This is a genomic window from Vibrio profundi, from assembly GCF_043642225.1.
Classification (GTDB): domain Bacteria; phylum Pseudomonadota; class Gammaproteobacteria; order Enterobacterales; family Vibrionaceae; genus Vibrio; species Vibrio profundi_A.
Genome location: NZ_JBHZSF010000017.1, coordinates 18678 through 34862, shown reverse-complemented (window position 1 = coordinate 34862; position 16185 = coordinate 18678). Strand labels below are relative to the sequence as shown.

General features: G+C 44.0%; 15 protein-coding genes. 9 read left to right on the top strand and 6 right to left on the bottom strand.

All coding sequences use genetic code 11. The features are described from left to right. Window positions 1-28 precede the first annotated feature (28 nt). Window positions 29-3580, top strand: coding sequence for a hypothetical protein (locus ACHUFI_RS19685; RefSeq protein WP_394252259.1), 3552 nt, complete (start codon window positions 29-31; stop codon window positions 3578-3580). A gap of 79 nt (window positions 3581-3659) precedes the next feature. Here ACHUFI_RS19685 and ACHUFI_RS19680 read toward each other — a convergent pair whose 3' ends face one another. Further along, entirely contained in the window at window positions 3660-4229 is a 570-nt protein-coding gene (locus tag ACHUFI_RS19680; RefSeq protein ID WP_394252257.1) for a DUF1294 domain-containing protein, read from the bottom strand. 196 nt (window positions 4230-4425) lie between these two features. On the opposite strand from ACHUFI_RS19680, the gene ACHUFI_RS19675 reads away from it, so the two are divergent. Next, a complete protein-coding gene (locus tag ACHUFI_RS19675) occupies window positions 4426-5508 on the top strand; it encodes a PQQ-dependent sugar dehydrogenase (protein ID WP_394252255.1) in 1083 nt (360 codons plus the stop codon). A gap of 2 nt (window positions 5509-5510) precedes the next feature. On the opposite strand, the gene ACHUFI_RS19670 is transcribed toward ACHUFI_RS19675, so the two are convergent. The 3 genes from ACHUFI_RS19670 to ACHUFI_RS19660 form a co-directional block, all read right to left on the bottom strand. Further along, the gene (locus ACHUFI_RS19670; RefSeq protein WP_394252254.1) at window positions 5511-6134 is read right to left on the bottom strand and encodes an HD domain-containing protein; all 624 of its coding nucleotides are present in this window, start codon (window positions 6132-6134) and stop codon (window positions 5511-5513) included. Window positions 6135-6291: 157 nt separating this feature from the next. Beyond that, window positions 6292-6732 carry a YccF domain-containing protein gene (locus ACHUFI_RS19665; RefSeq protein ID WP_394252253.1) on the bottom strand — a complete coding sequence of 147 codons (441 nt, stop codon included), beginning with the start codon at window positions 6730-6732 and terminating at the stop codon, window positions 6292-6294. A gap of 46 nt (window positions 6733-6778) precedes the next feature. Further along, entirely contained in the window at window positions 6779-7324 is a 546-nt protein-coding gene (locus tag ACHUFI_RS19660; RefSeq protein WP_394252251.1) for a GNAT family N-acetyltransferase, read from the bottom strand. Between the two features lie 327 nt (window positions 7325-7651). Here ACHUFI_RS19660 and ACHUFI_RS19655 point away from each other — a divergent pair, with 327 nt between their 5' ends. The 3 genes from ACHUFI_RS19655 (at window position 7652) to arsB (ending at window position 9479) form a co-directional block, all read left to right on the top strand. Then, entirely contained in the window at window positions 7652-7777 is a 126-nt protein-coding gene (locus tag ACHUFI_RS19655; protein ID WP_394252249.1) for a hypothetical protein, read from the top strand. A 172-nt stretch (window positions 7778-7949) separates the two neighbouring features. Beyond that, window positions 7950-8288 (top strand): ArsR/SmtB family transcription factor, encoded by a 339-nt coding sequence (locus ACHUFI_RS19650; RefSeq protein WP_394252247.1) that lies wholly within the window; start codon window positions 7950-7952, stop codon window positions 8286-8288. Window positions 8289-8423: 135 nt separating this feature from the next. Next, window positions 8424-9479 (top strand): ACR3 family arsenite efflux transporter, encoded by a 1056-nt coding sequence (arsB, locus tag ACHUFI_RS19645; protein WP_394252245.1) that lies wholly within the window; start codon window positions 8424-8426, stop codon window positions 9477-9479. Between the two features lie 92 nt (window positions 9480-9571). Here the strand turns inward: arsB and ACHUFI_RS19640 are convergent, their stop codons facing one another. Next, complete coding sequence (locus tag ACHUFI_RS19640; RefSeq protein ID WP_394252243.1) at window positions 9572-10642, bottom strand: threonine aldolase family protein; 1071 nt, start codon at window positions 10640-10642, stop codon at window positions 9572-9574. A gap of 125 nt (window positions 10643-10767) precedes the next feature. Between ACHUFI_RS19640 and ACHUFI_RS19635 the strand changes: the two genes are divergently transcribed. The 3 genes from ACHUFI_RS19635 to ACHUFI_RS19625 all read left to right on the top strand — a co-directional run bounded on the left by ACHUFI_RS19635 (window position 10768) and on the right by ACHUFI_RS19625 (window position 14021). Continuing rightward, the gene (locus ACHUFI_RS19635; protein WP_394252241.1) at window positions 10768-11373 is read left to right on the top strand and encodes an HAD family hydrolase; all 606 of its coding nucleotides are present in this window, start codon (window positions 10768-10770) and stop codon (window positions 11371-11373) included. Window positions 11374-11459: 86 nt separating this feature from the next. Beyond that, on the top strand, window positions 11460-12074 hold the full coding sequence (locus ACHUFI_RS19630) for an NAD(P)H-dependent oxidoreductase (protein WP_394252239.1): 615 nt from the start codon (window positions 11460-11462) through the stop codon (window positions 12072-12074). A 3-nt stretch (window positions 12075-12077) separates the two neighbouring features. Next, the gene (locus ACHUFI_RS19625) at window positions 12078-14021 is read left to right on the top strand and encodes a monovalent cation:proton antiporter-2 (CPA2) family protein (RefSeq protein ID WP_394252237.1); all 1944 of its coding nucleotides are present in this window, start codon (window positions 12078-12080) and stop codon (window positions 14019-14021) included. A gap of 64 nt (window positions 14022-14085) precedes the next feature. Here the strand turns inward: ACHUFI_RS19625 and ACHUFI_RS19620 are convergent, their stop codons facing one another. Further along, entirely contained in the window at window positions 14086-14937 is an 852-nt protein-coding gene (locus ACHUFI_RS19620) for an ion transporter (RefSeq protein ID WP_394252235.1), read from the bottom strand. A gap of 361 nt (window positions 14938-15298) precedes the next feature. On the opposite strand from ACHUFI_RS19620, the gene ACHUFI_RS19615 reads away from it, so the two are divergent. Next, a complete protein-coding gene (locus ACHUFI_RS19615; RefSeq protein WP_394252340.1) occupies window positions 15299-16132 on the top strand; it encodes a hypothetical protein in 834 nt (277 codons plus the stop codon). Window positions 16133-16185: the final 53 nt, after the last annotated feature.

Genomic DNA, 16185 nt, shown 5'->3' with positions numbered 1-16185 from the left:
TTTGCATTGGTAATATTAGGGAAAACTAATGAAGCAAAATAAATTAGTGATAGCACTAGGACTAACAGCGTCAGTTGGCTTAGTGGGTTGTGGAAGTGACTCTGATTCGAGTTCTTCAAGTGATGCTGCCAGCAGCTCTTCTTATAGCGTAACCGCAATCGACGGATACCTAAAAGGTGCGCAAGTATGGCTAGATCTTAACGGAAACTTCCAACTTGATGATGGCGAACCGACCGCTACGTCAGGTGATGGTGGTAAAGCCAATTTAAACGTTGATGGTATTGAAAACCCAGAGCAATACGCTGTAGTCGTACGTGCGATTAAAGGTGAAACTATCGATGAAGATACCGGTAATGCTGTAGCGAGTGACTACGTGATGTCAGCTCCAGCAGGCCAGCAAGATGTCACCCCTCTATCGACACTTGTTCACGTACAACTTGAATCTGGCCAAGCTGAAGACATAGATACCGCGGTTCAAAATGTCGCTTTAGAGCTAGGTATCGAAGAAGATGCCGTATTAAGTGATTACAAAGAAGAAAACAATACAGAAGCTGCATTTGGCGCTCGTAGTATTGTCGCTGCAGGTGTACTTCCAGAAACCACTGATGACTTAGAAACAGCAGCAAATGATGACGATGGCACGAACGAGTTGCTAGATAACATCGCGACTGTTAACCAAAAAATCAAAACAGTTATCGAAGACGATAGCCAAAACCTAGATGACGTTGTATTCAACAAATCAGGTGAAGCGGATATTGATAGCGATAAAGATGGCGTCGCAGACACTGATGATGCCTTCAAAGATGACGCAGAAAACTGGTCTGATTTCGATGAAGATGGTCTAGGTGATCAAACCTTAGACGATGATGATGATAACGATGGTTACAACGATGACGTCGATGCTCTTCCATTCAACAAAGCAGAACACTTAGATTCAGATCTAGATGGAAAAGGCGACGTTGCTGATCTCGATGATGACAACGATGGCGTACTTGATATCGATGACGCATTCGATTTCGACCCTACGGAATCTCTAGACACCGATGGTGACGGTACTGGTAACAATGCCGATACTGATGACGATGGTGACGGTGTTGCCGATGAAGATGACGCATTCGCATTAGATCCAACAGAATCTGTCGATACTGACGGTGACAAGATCGGTAACAATGCCGACACTGATGACGACAATGACGGTTACTTAGACGAAGATGATGCCTTCGACTTAGATCCTAACGAACACCTTGATACTGACGGTGACGGTGTGGGCAATAATACCGATACTGATGATGATGGTGACGGTGTTGAAGATGAAGTGGATGTTGATCCTACAGATCCAACGGTTGGCATATCGGATATTGCAGAAGTTATCGAATTCTTACAAACAAGTGGCAGCTTCTACTCTACTTGGGATGACGAAGAAGAAGATATCGAGCAGCTATATGTAGAAACCTTCACTGTGAACGGTGATTCAGCGTCATTAACTCAAGTACAACGCTTGAAATCTGATGGCTCGTTAGTTTCGGTTCCTACTGATTCAGACTCAGATTACCAATTGACTGACGATGGCTGGACTGCGATCCCTGAAGTTTACACGATCGATCTTTCTTCAAGTGACTCGCTAACGGCATACCCGACTGAGTTCCCTAATATTGCTTATTCTGCAACGGGTAGCCTTGTTGATTTAAGTGGTCTCAATGTTAGTGAAAATAGCTTTGGTCTTGATTTTGTAGAGGATGAAACTGCTACGTATCCAGAAGGTTCACAAAGCACTGTACTAACTTTTGCTCCACAAAATGACGCTTACTACTTATGGACAAATTGGAGCCCTTGGGTACTTCGTGGTGAAAACGAAACGAGTGGACCTGACGGTACGTCTCTAGCAGAGATCCAAGTTGCTACGAGTGTTGGAGAAGTCGCTGATCCGAATACTTTTGTTGGTGCCGCTGTAGGCTGGGATGTGACCGTTGAACTTGTCACTGACAACACGGCTAATTTTTACTCTATGAACTGGTCTGACGGAGAAGCAGTACGTGTCGCTTCTTCAACTTGGACGCTAGAGTCACAAAACGGTGAAGAGTTTATTCTATTCACCGTTCCTGATGCCGCTCTAGAAGCATGGGGAGAGAAGTTTGACCAAGATTCTGCTCATGTACTATTCAGCGTTTTCGAAGGCAAGCTTCACTTAGGTTCTCTTGAGAAAGCTGGCGTACCAGAAGAAGACGAATCTGTATTCTTTAATGAAACAGCGAGAGATGCATTTTTAGCAGCTTCAGATGTACCTGTATCTAAGTGTACGACTGAAGATGATGACGATGATGGTTCTGCTACATTTGAGCAATTTGAGTCTGCAATCACTGCATGTGGCGGTGCAACTGCTATCACCAGCGAGATGGTTTCAGAGCAAAACTTCAAACGTGTAAGAGGCGATGGCGATACTCGTGATTACTACTTCCACGCGGACAACACTGTAACTGTTACTAAAGGTAATAGTGGTGATACTTACACCGATAACTGGGCAATTGAAGATGGTTACGTTGTAATCTCGTACCCTGAAGATGACTACAAGTGGTACTGGGCGTTGGTTGAACAGGGTACTGACACATGGTCTCTGAAGTTCTACGAAACAGAAACAACCACTGACGAAGGCGCACAACAGTGGATTTGGTCTGATACTGTTGAACTGACTGACGACGCGGTTTGTGGTTTCTCTGATGCAGAAGGCGCTAGCTACGACAGTTTCAAAGCGAAAGTATCAGCTTACGACGAGTGTACTGGTGGTATACCAACTATCTCTGAGCAAGATGTAGCTGACCAAACCATTAGCAACTTCAAGAGTAACGGTGAGACACGTGGCTATCTATTCAATGCAGATTATTCTGCATACGACTACCGTAATGGTATTCCTCGTAGCCGCTCATGGGGCATCAACGACGATGGTATCTTAGTTCTTTACTACGATGAAGCTAAGACTGAAGTCTCTGACTACTTCGCTCTGCTAAATGACGAAAATGGTCAACTCACCTTTGCGTTCTACGAGCCAGAAGAGAATGAAATTTGGACAAACACCTTTACTAATACTGATGTACTTCCAGGGGTATATGAGTGTAACCAAGGTGATACCGAGTGGGATGATGAGGCTGACCAACCAGTAACGATGGCGAGCATGCAGGATTACCTAGACGCGATTGACGATTGTAAAACAAATGAAAATGCAGCGTTCAGTACTGAATACTTCGACCGTAACATTACTTTCACAAGCTCTACGACTGGCGAAAACGATGAATTTGAGACATTCCAATTCAACGAACTTGCTGAAGGTGAAACGAGTGGTACCGGCCGATACCTAACTGCTCAAGACGACATGGAGATGACTTGGTCTGTAGACGATTCAACGAATCTTGTGACGGTAACGCTAACAGACGGTGAAAACACAGGTACTGATACTCTAGCGATAGTGGCAACTGACGGTGTTGATTTCACACTGAAAGGTTTCTCACGCGCTACAGATTGGGACGGTGTTGACGAAGCAAGTAACGGTGACATTTGGTCTCATGTGTTCAAAGTAACGCAACACTAACCTTACCCATATGAAAAAGCCCCACCTAAATTAGGTGGGGCTTTTTGTTTCTTGCGTATTTACTCAATCTAAGCCAATGCTAGCTGAGTAATACTCTTAAATAATGCACTGCCGATAATAAGTAGCCATTCCCAGTGTCAGTAAATGTCCAGACAAATAGCCCAAAGTTCGCCATCACCGAGCACCAAAACATACTTGCAAACCATTTGTCTTGATACTTGTGACTAAACATACACTGCGCAAACAGCGCCCCAGGCCAACCACCGATTAAAGACAATAGGTGAAGGATGCTATTGCTGACACCACGGTGCCCTTGGCGAGCCGCGTCTTTATCAAAAGCGTAGACAGAATAAGTAATCGCACTGGTCAAAATGTAAAACAGCACCATTATCGCAGGGTAGTTAATTAACCAAATGCTCGCGCCGAGCACCGTAAAGAACCAGACGATGATCGCCATCGAGAAATTAAACACAAACGGAGACACACCCGATTTATGTTTTTTCTGAGTTTGAGTCCGGCTGTGTATCGCCTCGTATCGCTCAGCTTCGACTCGTTGTTGGATATCATTCGCGCCTTCATAGGGCCCTGACCCAGCTATTTCCAGTTTCGTGTTTTCATCCCAGCAGTTTACCGTTCGCTCTGCACTCATGTTGAGTCTCCATACCTAGCCATAATTCTAATTATTCGCGATAACGTATGTGGTTCCTTTCCACTATTGATAAATCTTAGTTGCATATGGGCGTTTGTAAAATTAGGGTTATAGAGTCAGCTCACATATTTCGGTGTTTTATCTGGCGGTTTCGTGCCAAAGTTAATGCAGTTGTCTTCTACAAAGGACTTTATGGATGAAAACCTTTCCTCTTTTTGTTTTCCTAACGCTACTGAGCTTTCATAGTTTCGGTGCGGATTACCAAGTTTCTAAAATCGCTAGCGGGTTCAATATCCCGTGGGGGTTACAGTTTCTCGACAATCAAACCCTGATTGTTACCGAGAAAAGTGGTGCCATTTATCAACTCACACTTCCCGACGGCCAACGTCGCAAGTTGTTTAACGTTCCGCAGGTTAATGCCGGCGGACAAGGAGGGCTATTGGATGTCGCACTCTCACCTAAAGACAAGCACCAGCTTTATTTCACCTATAGTCGAACGACAAATGAAGGGGCAGCCACAACATTAGCTCATGCACGCTATGAAAATGGAACGCTCAGCCAATGGGCAGACCTACTTGTGACGAGTGCCGAGTCTGATACTGGCCGCCACTTTGGGAGCCGAATCGCCTTTGACAATAATGAGCACCTTTTCATGACGCTAGGCGATCGTGGTGAAAGAGATTATGGGCAAGATTTGTCAAACCACGCTGCAACTATCCTAAGGCTTAACCTAGACGGCAGCGTGCCGCACGATAACCCTTTTGTGAACCGCAAAGGGTACGCTGATGAAGTATGGACTTATGGACATCGCAACCCTCAAGGGATTGTATTTGACCAATCCACAAATCAACTTTGGGCGATAGAGCATGGGCCAAGAGGCGGAGATGAAATTAACTTGATTTCCAAAGGGAAAAACTACGGCTGGCCCGTGACATCTCACGGTAAGGAATACTGGGGGCCGATATCCGTTGGAGAAGCGAAAGAGCTTCCCGGCATTACCAGCCCATCTCTTGTGTACGTGCCGTCGATCGCGCCAAGCAGTTTGGTTTTATATCGAGGCAACAACTATCCAGATCTAAACGGGAAGTTACTAGCGGGCGCTTTGAAACTTACCCATATCAACGTCATAGAGATTTCGGGTTCTCAAACCCTCACCGAAGAGCAGCGATTGTTTGAAGACTTAAATGAGCGAATCCGAGATATTACGATTAGCCCTGACGATCATATATACTTCAGCACGGATAATGGCAATATCTATCAAATCATCCCTACCAAATAGCCTTAGATTTCTGAAGCCAGCTGCTCTAAATACCCCTTCATAAATTGGGTACGCTTGCTGGCTTCTTCGGTTGCTGACAACGTATTCATGGTTGAGGCTAAGTGGAGCAATTTGATATAAAAATGATCGATGGTATAAGTTTTATCATCCGGTGTTCGTTGCTCGCAAAATGCATCATCGAGCGAATAGAGAGTTCGTCCAAGCGCGGTACTAACCTGAACACAGCGAGCAATACCAACCGCCCCTAACGCATCGAGTCTATCTGCATCTTGAACTATTTTGGCTTCTAATGTTTCTGGTGGGGTATTCGCACTGTAGCTATGCGAGACAATGGCATGGTGAATATTAGGAAAATACTGCTCGGGATAATCGATACTCGAAAGAAATTCTATCGCCATATCGGCTGCGTAAGTAGAACTTTGATTTCGTTTAGGGTGGTTCTTAGGGAAGGTAAAACAATCATGAAGATAAGCGGCGGGAACCACTACTTCATAGGCTGCCTGCTCAGCGGCACACAATTGCTTAGCTGTTTTAACCACTCTTAGGATATGACTCAAATCATGAGCAGCGTCGGTGAGCATTTTACTCGAAATAAACTCAACCATTTTGCCTTCATACTGCTTCATTCATCGACCTCGACTTTTATACTGTGAAAACATAATTCTAGAACACATCTAAGTAACACAAGCGCTTACCGCAATTTATACAATGATCTGAGACCTGATTTAGTTAGAGCTTGGCTGCGCTTCGTCTTGCCATTATCGCGGCACAGCCATCCCATTTTTAACGATTTCGGTGGTAATTAGAAACCCGAGCGGCTTCTGCCTCACGACGGTCGACAACGGTTTTGCCAATCGGAGCTAATGAAATCAACGCTAGCTTTAGATGCTGAATAGCGAAAGGGATACCAATGATAGTAATGAAACAGGCAACTGCAGACGCAATATGCCCAATAGCAAGCCAAATACCTGCAAATAAGAACCAAATCACGTTACCTACTACGCCGAATCCGCTCGTGCCGATATCCGTTTCGTTCGTCAATTCATCTCGCGCAATGGCTTCCTGACCAAATGGGAAAAATGAAAAATTTCCCATCACAAAACACGCTCTGCCCCACGGTATTCCGACGATGGTGATGAAAGCCAGCAACCCGAAGAACCACCATGCGAGTCCCATAAAAACGCCACCAAACAAAAACCAAATAATATTACCTAACGTTCTCATACAACCTCTCTCTGTAATTCGATATTTCTCAAACCAACTGGCTAATTTAGTCGGCTAGATTTTGTTCCCATTCCGACTTAAGAAATGCGTAAATCGCGGTGTCCCACCATTTATCCTTAAAGTAACGATGCTCTTTAAAAATGGCTTCTTCTCGCATACCAAGGTGACGGCACAACGCAATAGCCGCTTTGTTGTCAGCAATGGTTTCCGCGTAAATTCGATGGCAATGTAAGGAGTTAAAGCCAAACTCTATTAATGCTGATGCAGCTTCTAGTGCATACCCTGTTCCTTGAGCGCTTCTTGCCACTCCACATCCCATGGAAGCTTGTTGATTGCCTTCCAGACGGATGCCACAAGTCCCGATGACTTGTCCGGTTTCTTTCACTGTAATCGCCAATTGGAATTTGCTTCTTGGCGACTCATTCGCTTGTTCTGTAAACATTTGAACCAATGCTAACGACTTTTCTGCGGTGCAATCTTCTTCGCTGTAGAACCTTTGATACTTTTTATCTTGGGTGAGTTGCACATAGGCGTTGGCATCACCCGTATGAAAGTCCCTCAAAATTAAACGATTCGTTTCAATCTTAAACATTCCACGTCTTCTTATATTCATTCCGTCCATTATGAATGTTGGATTATGACATTCTAATTCAATCGATAACACTAGCAGATGTTCGTTATCCTATTGATTTTAATTAATTTCGTAGACGATTAACCCCATTCTCGTATCTAGGTTACCCAATCGAACATGAACCTATTATTAACACGCGAACAAATTCAACGTGCGTGATCTATTTGACCGTCCTATACGATGACGAAAAAAGCCGTTCAGTTAGTATTTTTCAGTCATCATCAAGGAATCATAAGGTCACGACTGATATACTGTGGTGAGCTCAATAGAACCACTTATGAGAACATTATGAGTAACTCACAGAAACCCAAGAAGAAAATGAGTAACTGGATTCCTATCGTTGGTTTCGGAATTCTCAGTACCATTCCTGTGTTCATGTTTTTGGTCGATGTTTACATCAATCAATATATGTAACGCGAGATGACGCCCGCCCCTAAAAAGGGATGGGCGTTTCCATATTTGTCCGTCCCAACTTCTCTTTTCTAATACACTTTCTGACAAAAACACCCCCCAGCGTGATTGATCGAAGTGTGCGCTTGCAGTACACTTAATCGCAATTCGACGATTAACTATAAGACCCTTTATTATGAGCAATACCTGCAACAACAGCGTCATTGATTTTTCTGCTAATCAAGAGCAGCTTAATAAAGAAAAGGAATTCGCCTCACTCGCTAAAGCACTCTCCCACCCTGCGAGGGTTCGTATCCTTAAAATCCTTATAACGTTAGATAATTCTAATGGTTGCCTAAACAGTGATTTAGTTTCCGAACTCGGATTAGCGCAATCGACAGTCTCTGAACACCTCAGAATTCTTAAGCAATCCAAACTGATCACTGCCGAGCCTATGCCGCCTAAAATGTGCTATCGCGTCAATCGAACTCGCCTAAAAGATTATGCAGACTTGCTGTCGAACGTCTTTAACTAAACTGAAACGAACTCGTTTTAGACTACCAGTACTAGCAACATCTCAATCAATAGATAACTCTTAGCCGTACCTGATTTTATGGTTTGGCTTAACCAAACAAATCGCCTTTCGACGATAAACGAAAAGAGAATTAGTATGACTCATCAAAGTGATCAACCGAAACTCGGGTTTTTAGACCGATTCCTTACTGTATGGATATTCGTAGCGATGTTAGTAGGCGTAGGAATTGGCTACGCGTTCCCGCAAGTGACTCAATGGAATGAATCAATGTCCGTTGGCAGCACCAACATCCCCTTAGCTATTGGGTTGATTTTGATGATGTACCCGCCCTTGGCAAAAGTGAATTATCGACTGCTAGGGCAAGTAACACATGATAAGCAGGCCATCACATTGTCTTTGATAATGAACTGGGTTGTCGGCCCGATCCTAATGTTTGTTCTGGCTCTGACTTTCCTCGGTGATCACCCAGGCTATATGGTTGGAATCATTCTTATCGGACTTGCACGCTGTATTGCGATGGTCTTAGTTTGGAACGACATTGGTGGGGGGAATAAAGAGTATGGGGCTGCACTTGTCGCGTTAAACAGCGCGTTCCAAATTGTGACCTACAGCTTTATGGCATGGCTATTTATTACTGTTCTTCCGCCTGTTTTTGGTTACGAAGGCATGGTCGTAGATATCTCTATGTCTGACATCGCTGAGAGCGTTGTGATCTACCTAGGTATTCCATTTATGGCCGGTTTTGTCAGCCGAGAAGTCTTAGTTAAGCTGAAAGGCGAGGATTGGTACAACCAAGTCTTTATCCCTCGCATCTCGCCGATGACCTTGATCGCATTACTCGGTACGATTGTTCTAATGTTTAGCTTAAAAGGCGAAATGATCGTTGAGCTGCCACTTGATGTGGTTCGCATTGCCATCCCATTAACCATCTACTTTGTCTTGATGTTCTTTATTAGCTTCTTTATCGGTAAAAAAATGGGGATTCCTTACGACAAAAATGCATCCATTGCCTACACAGCAACGGGCAATAATTTTGAGCTCGCAATCGCCGTATCCATCGCTGTATTTGGTATCAATTCTGACCAAGCGTTCGCGGGTGTGATTGGCCCTCTGATTGAAGTGCCAGTACTGATAGCGTTAGTTAACTTCACGTTAAAAGCCAAAGCTCGCTATGTAACCGCTTCAGCCTAATGTAAAAACGAGAATCCCTCGTTATCTTTTCAAAAAACAAAAATGGAGAGTGTAGACTCTCCATTTTTCATTGTCGCTCACAGTAGGCCGAGCTAGCCGATTTCAGAAACAAGCCAATCGAGTATTTCGATCAGCTTATGATCTTCCATATTGAGTAGCCGATCGCCGACATACCACTCTACCATTGCTTGTTCAGGCAGCGCTGTTACTTGCGGGTGCCCTAGCCAAATGCCTTTTTCTTCCGCTAGCCGATCACGAAAAATAACGGCATTCTCATAACTCACTGGCAAGTAGAGATGCAGCATATTGGCTTGCGGCTCAGTTGGATTTAATGTGAACTTAGGGTAATCCTGAAATATTTGGTATATCTGCTTAGTCCGGTCAAACAAACTCGGCATAGCTTCGATGCGGCGATCAAACTGCATCGCAGCAGAGACAATGTAAGGCGTTCGATGATAAACATTACCACCCTGCCTTTTCATCCACATCGAGGCCTGTTCAATAAAGGCTTTATCACCAAGCAGCATCGAGCCACCAAGACCGTTGATGCCTTTATACAAAGAGACATAAGTGCTATCGAACCCTTGAGCAATCTCATGATAAGCCTTGCCGTAATAAGCCGCACACTCCCATAAGCGAGCTCCATCCATATGTAAGTGGATATTCTCCTCTCTACAATAAGCCTTTATGGCCTCTAGCTCCTCCCAAGATGGCAGCTGGCCACCAATTTCGCGCATAGGTAACTCATAAAGCGCAGCGGCAATATCATCTGGCCACGCTTGTAAATCGCTAACGTTCCACGTTCTAAAAGCATTACCGACAGGGAGAATATCGAATCGATTTTGTAGTTGGTAACCTTGTCTCTCATGACGGAAGATATGACTCGACTCATGCATCGCAACTAAACGGTTATTTTTTTGTTTACACGCTAACTCCAAAACCGTGGGCTGAGTCATGGTGCCAGAAATCACAAACAAGCCAGCTTCATACCCCAGCAAATCCGCAACTTTTTGTTCAAATTCTTGGATAGTTTGTCCATCACCATAAATATCATGTTGGGTATGGTTGGCTTCACACCAGTCTGCCATTTCTTTGAATAATAAGGCGGGGCTCAGTTCTTCGTTACCCGAAATTGTCTGAGTGCACTGCGATTTAAGATCCATAGCCTTGATTCATCCTTTTTCATTCTTATTTTTGAATACCGTAGCTATCTCTCTGAAAATAGTAAAGTTCACTAACACAAAATGAGACTACACTTAGACAAGAATTGTTGCTTCGGAGAGTAAAAATGCCAATACCGTTGAATGTGAAGATGATCAAGGCCGTCGTTTTTGATTTGGACAACACCTTGGTCAGCTCGCAAATTAACTTTCAACATTTAAGAGAGCAAATTGGTTGCCCTAAGAATCAAGACTTGCTTACCTTCGCAGACGCGCTACCAAGTGAAGCGGAACAGCAACAGGCCCACCAGCAAATTCTTGATCATGAACTCAGTGATGCCACGAGCGCAGCTCCAATGAAGGGCTGTTTGTCGCTACTCAATTATTTGAAGGAATCTGAGTACCACTTAGGTATCGTGACAAGAAATTGTGAAACCGCGACAGAAATGAAACTAGAGCACTGTGAAATTAGTATCGAACGAGTGGTATCGCGTGAGGAATTTGCACCCAAGCCAGAACCCGACGCGCTACTGGCTCTCCAACAGGAATGGCAATTAGAGAGTTGGCAACTCTTGTATGTGGGCGACTACTTATATGACCTAGAAGCCGCCGAAAACGCGCAGATGCCTTCTTGCTTAGTGACCAACGGTCTCGATAAGCCTTTTCGTCATCAAGCATCTATCGTTGTCGACAATCTAGAGGAACTCCAAACACTCTTTGCCAAACAGTGCTAAATCATTGTTAGGAAAGCGGTTTTCATTTATTGTTAACCTTATCATCCTCTAAGTTCTATTTATCACCTATTTCAATCAGAGGGCTTATGTCAAAAAAACGAGTGCTGGTGCTCTTCGCCCACCCTTCTTTGCATCGTTCAGAAGTAAACAAACCCTTATTCGAACAAGCACAAAAAGTTGATGGTGTCACAACGGTCGATCTCTACGCTGAATATCCCACGTTCAACATCAATATTGATAAAGAGCAAAAGCGCCTCGACGAACACGATGTCATTATTTTCCAATTTCCACTGTACTGGTATTCCACTCCTGCAATCCTAAAAGAATGGCAAGACCTAGTGTTAGAATACGGTTATGCCTATGGAACAGACGGTAATGCGCTACAGGGGAAATCATTCTTTTGTGCCATTACCGCTGGCGCTAAAGAAGACGCCTACCAATCCGAAGGCTACAACCACTTTAAGATTCGAGAATTACTCTATCCGTTAGAACAAACGGCCTCGCTGTGCGGCATGGATTACTTAGCTCCATTTGCGCTGTTTGGAGCGAGAACCGCCGTCGAAGAGAATCGAGTTGAACAACATATCGAACTTTATCGTCAACTATTAACCGCTTTAGTCAACGACAACATTGATACCAATCGCGCAAACCAAGTTGCAAAACTCAACCACTACCTAAAAGAAATGACGGCCGAGGGCTAACAAATGACCGGATATTTTTTACAAGCATTCATCTACTTAGTCGCTGCCGTCATCGCCGTCCCTATTGCAAAGAGACTTGGACTTGGTTCGGTTCTAGGGTATCTCATCGCAGGTGTGGTTATTGGCCCGATTATTGGCTTAGTCGGTGAAGAAACGACAACGATCCAACACTTCGCTGAGTTTGGTGTCGTGATGATGTTGTTTCTCGTTGGCCTAGAGTTAGAGCCTAAGATGCTATGGTCGATGCGTAATCGTCTTATGGGGCTCGGCGGCCTACAAGTTGGCGGCACCACCGCAATGGTTATGGCGATAGCGCTGTTCTTTAATCAGCCTTGGACTATCTCACTCACGATTGGCTTAATTTTCGCTTTATCTTCCACTGCGATTGTCCTGCAGACGTTCAATGAGAAAGGGTTAAGCAAAACAGAAGGTGGCCAAAATGCCTTTTCTGTTCTGTTATTCCAAGATATTGCTGTAATTCCAATGCTGGCGTTTATCCCTCTGTTAGCCTTACCAGAGTTAGTTCAACAAGCCCAAACGGCGACCGCAACTGCAGCAGAGCATCATGAAGAGCTTAGCTTAGTGGCAGGCTTGCCTGGCTGGGCTTATGGGTTAGTCATTACCGCCTCCATTGCCATTGTTGTCGTTGGAGGTCACTTTCTGAGCCGCCCTCTCTTTCGCTTTGTTGCAAGCTCAGGGCTACGAGAAATCTTTACCGCCACGGCTCTCATGCTCGTAATTGGCATTGCCGCCCTAATGAGCCTTGTTGGGCTGTCTCCCGCGCTCGGGACATTTTTGGCTGGGGTTGTGCTTGCGAACAGTGAATTCCGCCACGAACTCGAATCTAACATCGACCCCTTCAAAGGGCTTCTCTTAGGCTTATTCTTCATTACCGTTGGGGCTGGGATCGACTTCGGGATCTTGCTGGACGACTTTGCTTTGATCATCGGTTTGACCGTTGGCGTGATGTTACTTAAGGCAATCGTTCTATTCTCTCTTGCACTTATTTTCAAAATTAGAAACAGCGACCGTTGGTTATTCACTTTAAGCCTTGCACAGGCTGGTGAGTTTGGTTTCGTTCTTCTAAGTTTCTCAATGCAAAACCATGTGCTGCCATTGGAGATTGCACAAACGCTTTCTTTAGTGGTCGCACTCTCGATGTTCCTGACGCCTGGGTTATTTATTCTGTTTGATAAAGTGATCTTACCACGCTATGAACAAACATCGAATGACCGAGAAGAAGACCAAATAAAAGAAAAAGGCACAGTCATCATTGCTGGTATTGGTCGATTTGGACAAATCGTGAACCGACTATTGGTCTCGAATGGGGTCAACACTGTCGTATTGGATCATCAAGCAAACCAAGTGGACGTGGTACGTAAAATTAACACCAAAGCTTATTTCGGCGATGCTACCCGCCCTGATTTGCTGCATACCGCAGGAATTGAAGAAGCGGCACTTTTGGTCGTGGCAATCGACAATCAAGACAGCAGTGTCGAATTAGTGAAATATGTTAAACACACTTACCCGAAAGTAAAAATCTTAGTGCGTGCATTCGACCGCGGCCATAGCTACCGTTTGAAAGCCGCAGGAGCCGACTTTATTGAATCGGAAACTTATCACTCCGCTCTAGAAGTGGGCTCAGAAGCCTTGCGGAGTTTGGGGTACCATCCATTTTTCGTAGAACAACAGAAATCAACCTACAAAAATGTAGAGAACCGGAAATCTGATATGTTGTATCAAGCTTGGCTTGATGACGCAGAAGGTGAGCGATTCGATAACAACTATCGCAAGCTGTTCATGCACTTAGAAGAACGAATCAAAGAGGACATGCAAAAAGATCGTTCCGATAAACATGCTCGCTCTGAAAGGGGCTGGACTCCACCGCCAAAAGGTTACGCAGAACATGTCGGGGATGATGTAGAACCCCTTAAGCCCTGCGAATAATACGAAACAAAAAACGGCTATCTGGTGTAGATAGCCATTTTTGTTGATGGTGTGTACGAACAGGTTATGCTTGTCCGTTTTGCTGCTTCAACAACTGCTTAATTTCATCGAGCTCTTGCTTTAAATCAGCCATAGTTGGCTCATTGGCTTGCGCCGTTTCTTCTTTTTCAATGGCCTGACGTTCTTGCTCAAGAACATTTACTACAATGCCAATGACCATATTTAGAAATGCAAACGCGGTGAAAAAGATGAAAGTTAAATAGTAGCTCCACGACAATGGGTAGACTGTCATCGTCTCATACATCACATCAGTCCAATCTTCGAATGTCATCACTCTAAATAGAGTCAATAGACTGATAGAGATGTCCCCCCAAAGGACTGGATTAATTTCTGCAAAGAAAGTCGCGCCGACTGCCGCATAAATGTAGAAAATGATAAACATTAGCAGCATGACGTAGCCAAGTTGAGGCAACGCCTTTACTAACGAATTAATCAGCAATCGCAGCTCTGGGATAATTGAGACCATTCTTAGAACGCGGAAAATACGCACTAAACGCCCTAGTACAGCCATATCTCCACTTTGAATTGGCACTAAACTCACCACGACGATGAGTGTATCGAACACGTTCCAGAAGTTGTGAAAGAACCGCTTTTTGTCTGGCTCACCGACAAATCGAATGACAATTTCAACCAAGAAGATCACGGTGATCATCCAGTCCAACACCTTCAAAATACTCATTATGCTAGACGGAATTTCGTAGGTATTCACACCTATCATCAATGCCGAACATATGATCACTGAAATCACGAATAGTTCGAAAATCTTATTGTTACGCAGTCTAAAAAAGCGTTCTTGAAGGTTTTTATAACCTGAAGACATCAATTGCTTGTCTACTGATTTTTCTAATTTTGTCATGTCTGACGATATTCCTATTGAGCAAGTTTTTTAGTCGACTTCTTTGAGTCAATTTAAGAGCGAAACTATACCAAAAATTACTCATTTAACGAGTAAAGACTTTGTTAGAAAAGATTTACTCAATTGATATCTGCTCAAAGCTACTGATAAAACACCATTTTCAATCTCTCTATTCCATCAGCAAGTGTTATGATTAACACTCCAATCGTCACTTTAGTATTTGCAGTTGTCCCTACGCTCGTTTATCTCTCTCAGTATCATTACCTATTCCTCGCTAAGCTACAGTGAAGAAACCCCTACCGTAGCACGGCCATCAGCAACCGAGGCGGTTTGCCTAAGCCAGTCCGATGACACACATTCCATTGATAAAGCATTTGATTATGTGAACACTAAACTTTGTCAGCCGGCGGTATGGTTTGATAGCTTTTTCGTAGATGAGCGCGTGGAAGATGATGCAAGAGCGGGTACTTTGATCCGTTGGTACAACGATTTTTCGTATTCAGACGAATACTATTTTAAGTACCGAACCCGCTTCAAACTGCGCTTTAACTTACCGAAAGTCACCAAAAAGCTTAAAGTGGTTCTTGAGTCTGAAGGAGAAGATGGGCCATACGATCTGTTACCGGAAACAACGGAAGATTTTGAAAGCCAAGTCGGTGTTCGTTACGACTGGTACGCAAAAGGTCGAAGCAGCTTTAATCTGAAAGCGACCTTTCACCCGTCGATTGAAGCTAGATATCAATACACCTACCCCTTTACCACGTCCACAATTGGTCGATTCACACAGAGGGTGTATCAGAAAAAGCGAATTACCGGCGAATCTAGCCAACTCGACATTGAGCACTCGTTCAGTAAAAAGTACTTACTCAGGTGGACAAACTACGCAAATTACGATGACGATTTAAAAGGGTGGGAATTTGCTACCGGCACGACTTTTTATCACTATATCTCGCAAGAACAAGCGTTGAGTTATCAAGCGAGTATTCTAGGAAGCAATCGCCCCTATCATTACATCGAAAATACAAACCTGTCGGTCACTTATCGCCACAACTACGGCCGAAAATGGTTTTTCTACGAAATCATTCCCGAATATAACTGGAACAAGGACTTAGATTCGGAAACCGAACCACTTCCTTACCATTACACAGAAGCCAAAATTACACTGAGATTAGAAGTGCTTTTTCACAACATCTAACCGTGTTTACAAACATCGTATTGTTGTTTCCATGCAACAGATACAAAAAAGCT

What these genes read in the sequence shown, in the direction of transcription:
- ACHUFI_RS19630 (WP_394252239.1), top strand. Translation starts at nt 11,460, where the DNA reads ATGTCAAAAAAACGAGTGCTGGTGCTCTTCGCCCACCCTTCTTTGCAT.
- ACHUFI_RS19680 (WP_394252257.1), bottom strand. Translation starts at nt 4,229, where the DNA reads ATGAGTGCAGAGCGAACGGTAAACTGCTGGGATGAAAACACGAAACTG.
- ACHUFI_RS19640 (WP_394252243.1), bottom strand. Translation starts at nt 10,642, where the DNA reads ATGGATCTTAAATCGCAGTGCACTCAGACAATTTCGGGTAACGAAGAA.
- arsB (WP_394252245.1), top strand. Translation starts at nt 8,424, where the DNA reads ATGACTCATCAAAGTGATCAACCGAAACTCGGGTTTTTAGACCGATTC.
- ACHUFI_RS19625 (WP_394252237.1), top strand. Translation starts at nt 12,078, where the DNA reads ATGACCGGATATTTTTTACAAGCATTCATCTACTTAGTCGCTGCCGTC.
- ACHUFI_RS19685 (WP_394252259.1), top strand. Translation starts at nt 29, where the DNA reads ATGAAGCAAAATAAATTAGTGATAGCACTAGGACTAACAGCGTCAGTT.
- ACHUFI_RS19635 (WP_394252241.1), top strand. Translation starts at nt 10,768, where the DNA reads ATGCCAATACCGTTGAATGTGAAGATGATCAAGGCCGTCGTTTTTGAT.
- ACHUFI_RS19670 (WP_394252254.1), bottom strand. Translation starts at nt 6,134, where the DNA reads ATGAAGCAGTATGAAGGCAAAATGGTTGAGTTTATTTCGAGTAAAATG.
- ACHUFI_RS19660 (WP_394252251.1), bottom strand. Translation starts at nt 7,324, where the DNA reads ATGTTTAAGATTGAAACGAATCGTTTAATTTTGAGGGACTTTCATACG.
- ACHUFI_RS19620 (WP_394252235.1), bottom strand. Translation starts at nt 14,937, where the DNA reads ATGACAAAATTAGAAAAATCAGTAGACAAGCAATTGATGTCTTCAGGT.
- ACHUFI_RS19665 (WP_394252253.1), bottom strand. Translation starts at nt 6,732, where the DNA reads ATGAGAACGTTAGGTAATATTATTTGGTTTTTGTTTGGTGGCGTTTTT.
- ACHUFI_RS19650 (WP_394252247.1), top strand. Translation starts at nt 7,950, where the DNA reads ATGAGCAATACCTGCAACAACAGCGTCATTGATTTTTCTGCTAATCAA.
- ACHUFI_RS19655 (WP_394252249.1), top strand. Translation starts at nt 7,652, where the DNA reads ATGAGTAACTCACAGAAACCCAAGAAGAAAATGAGTAACTGGATTCCT.
- ACHUFI_RS19675 (WP_394252255.1), top strand. Translation starts at nt 4,426, where the DNA reads ATGAAAACCTTTCCTCTTTTTGTTTTCCTAACGCTACTGAGCTTTCAT.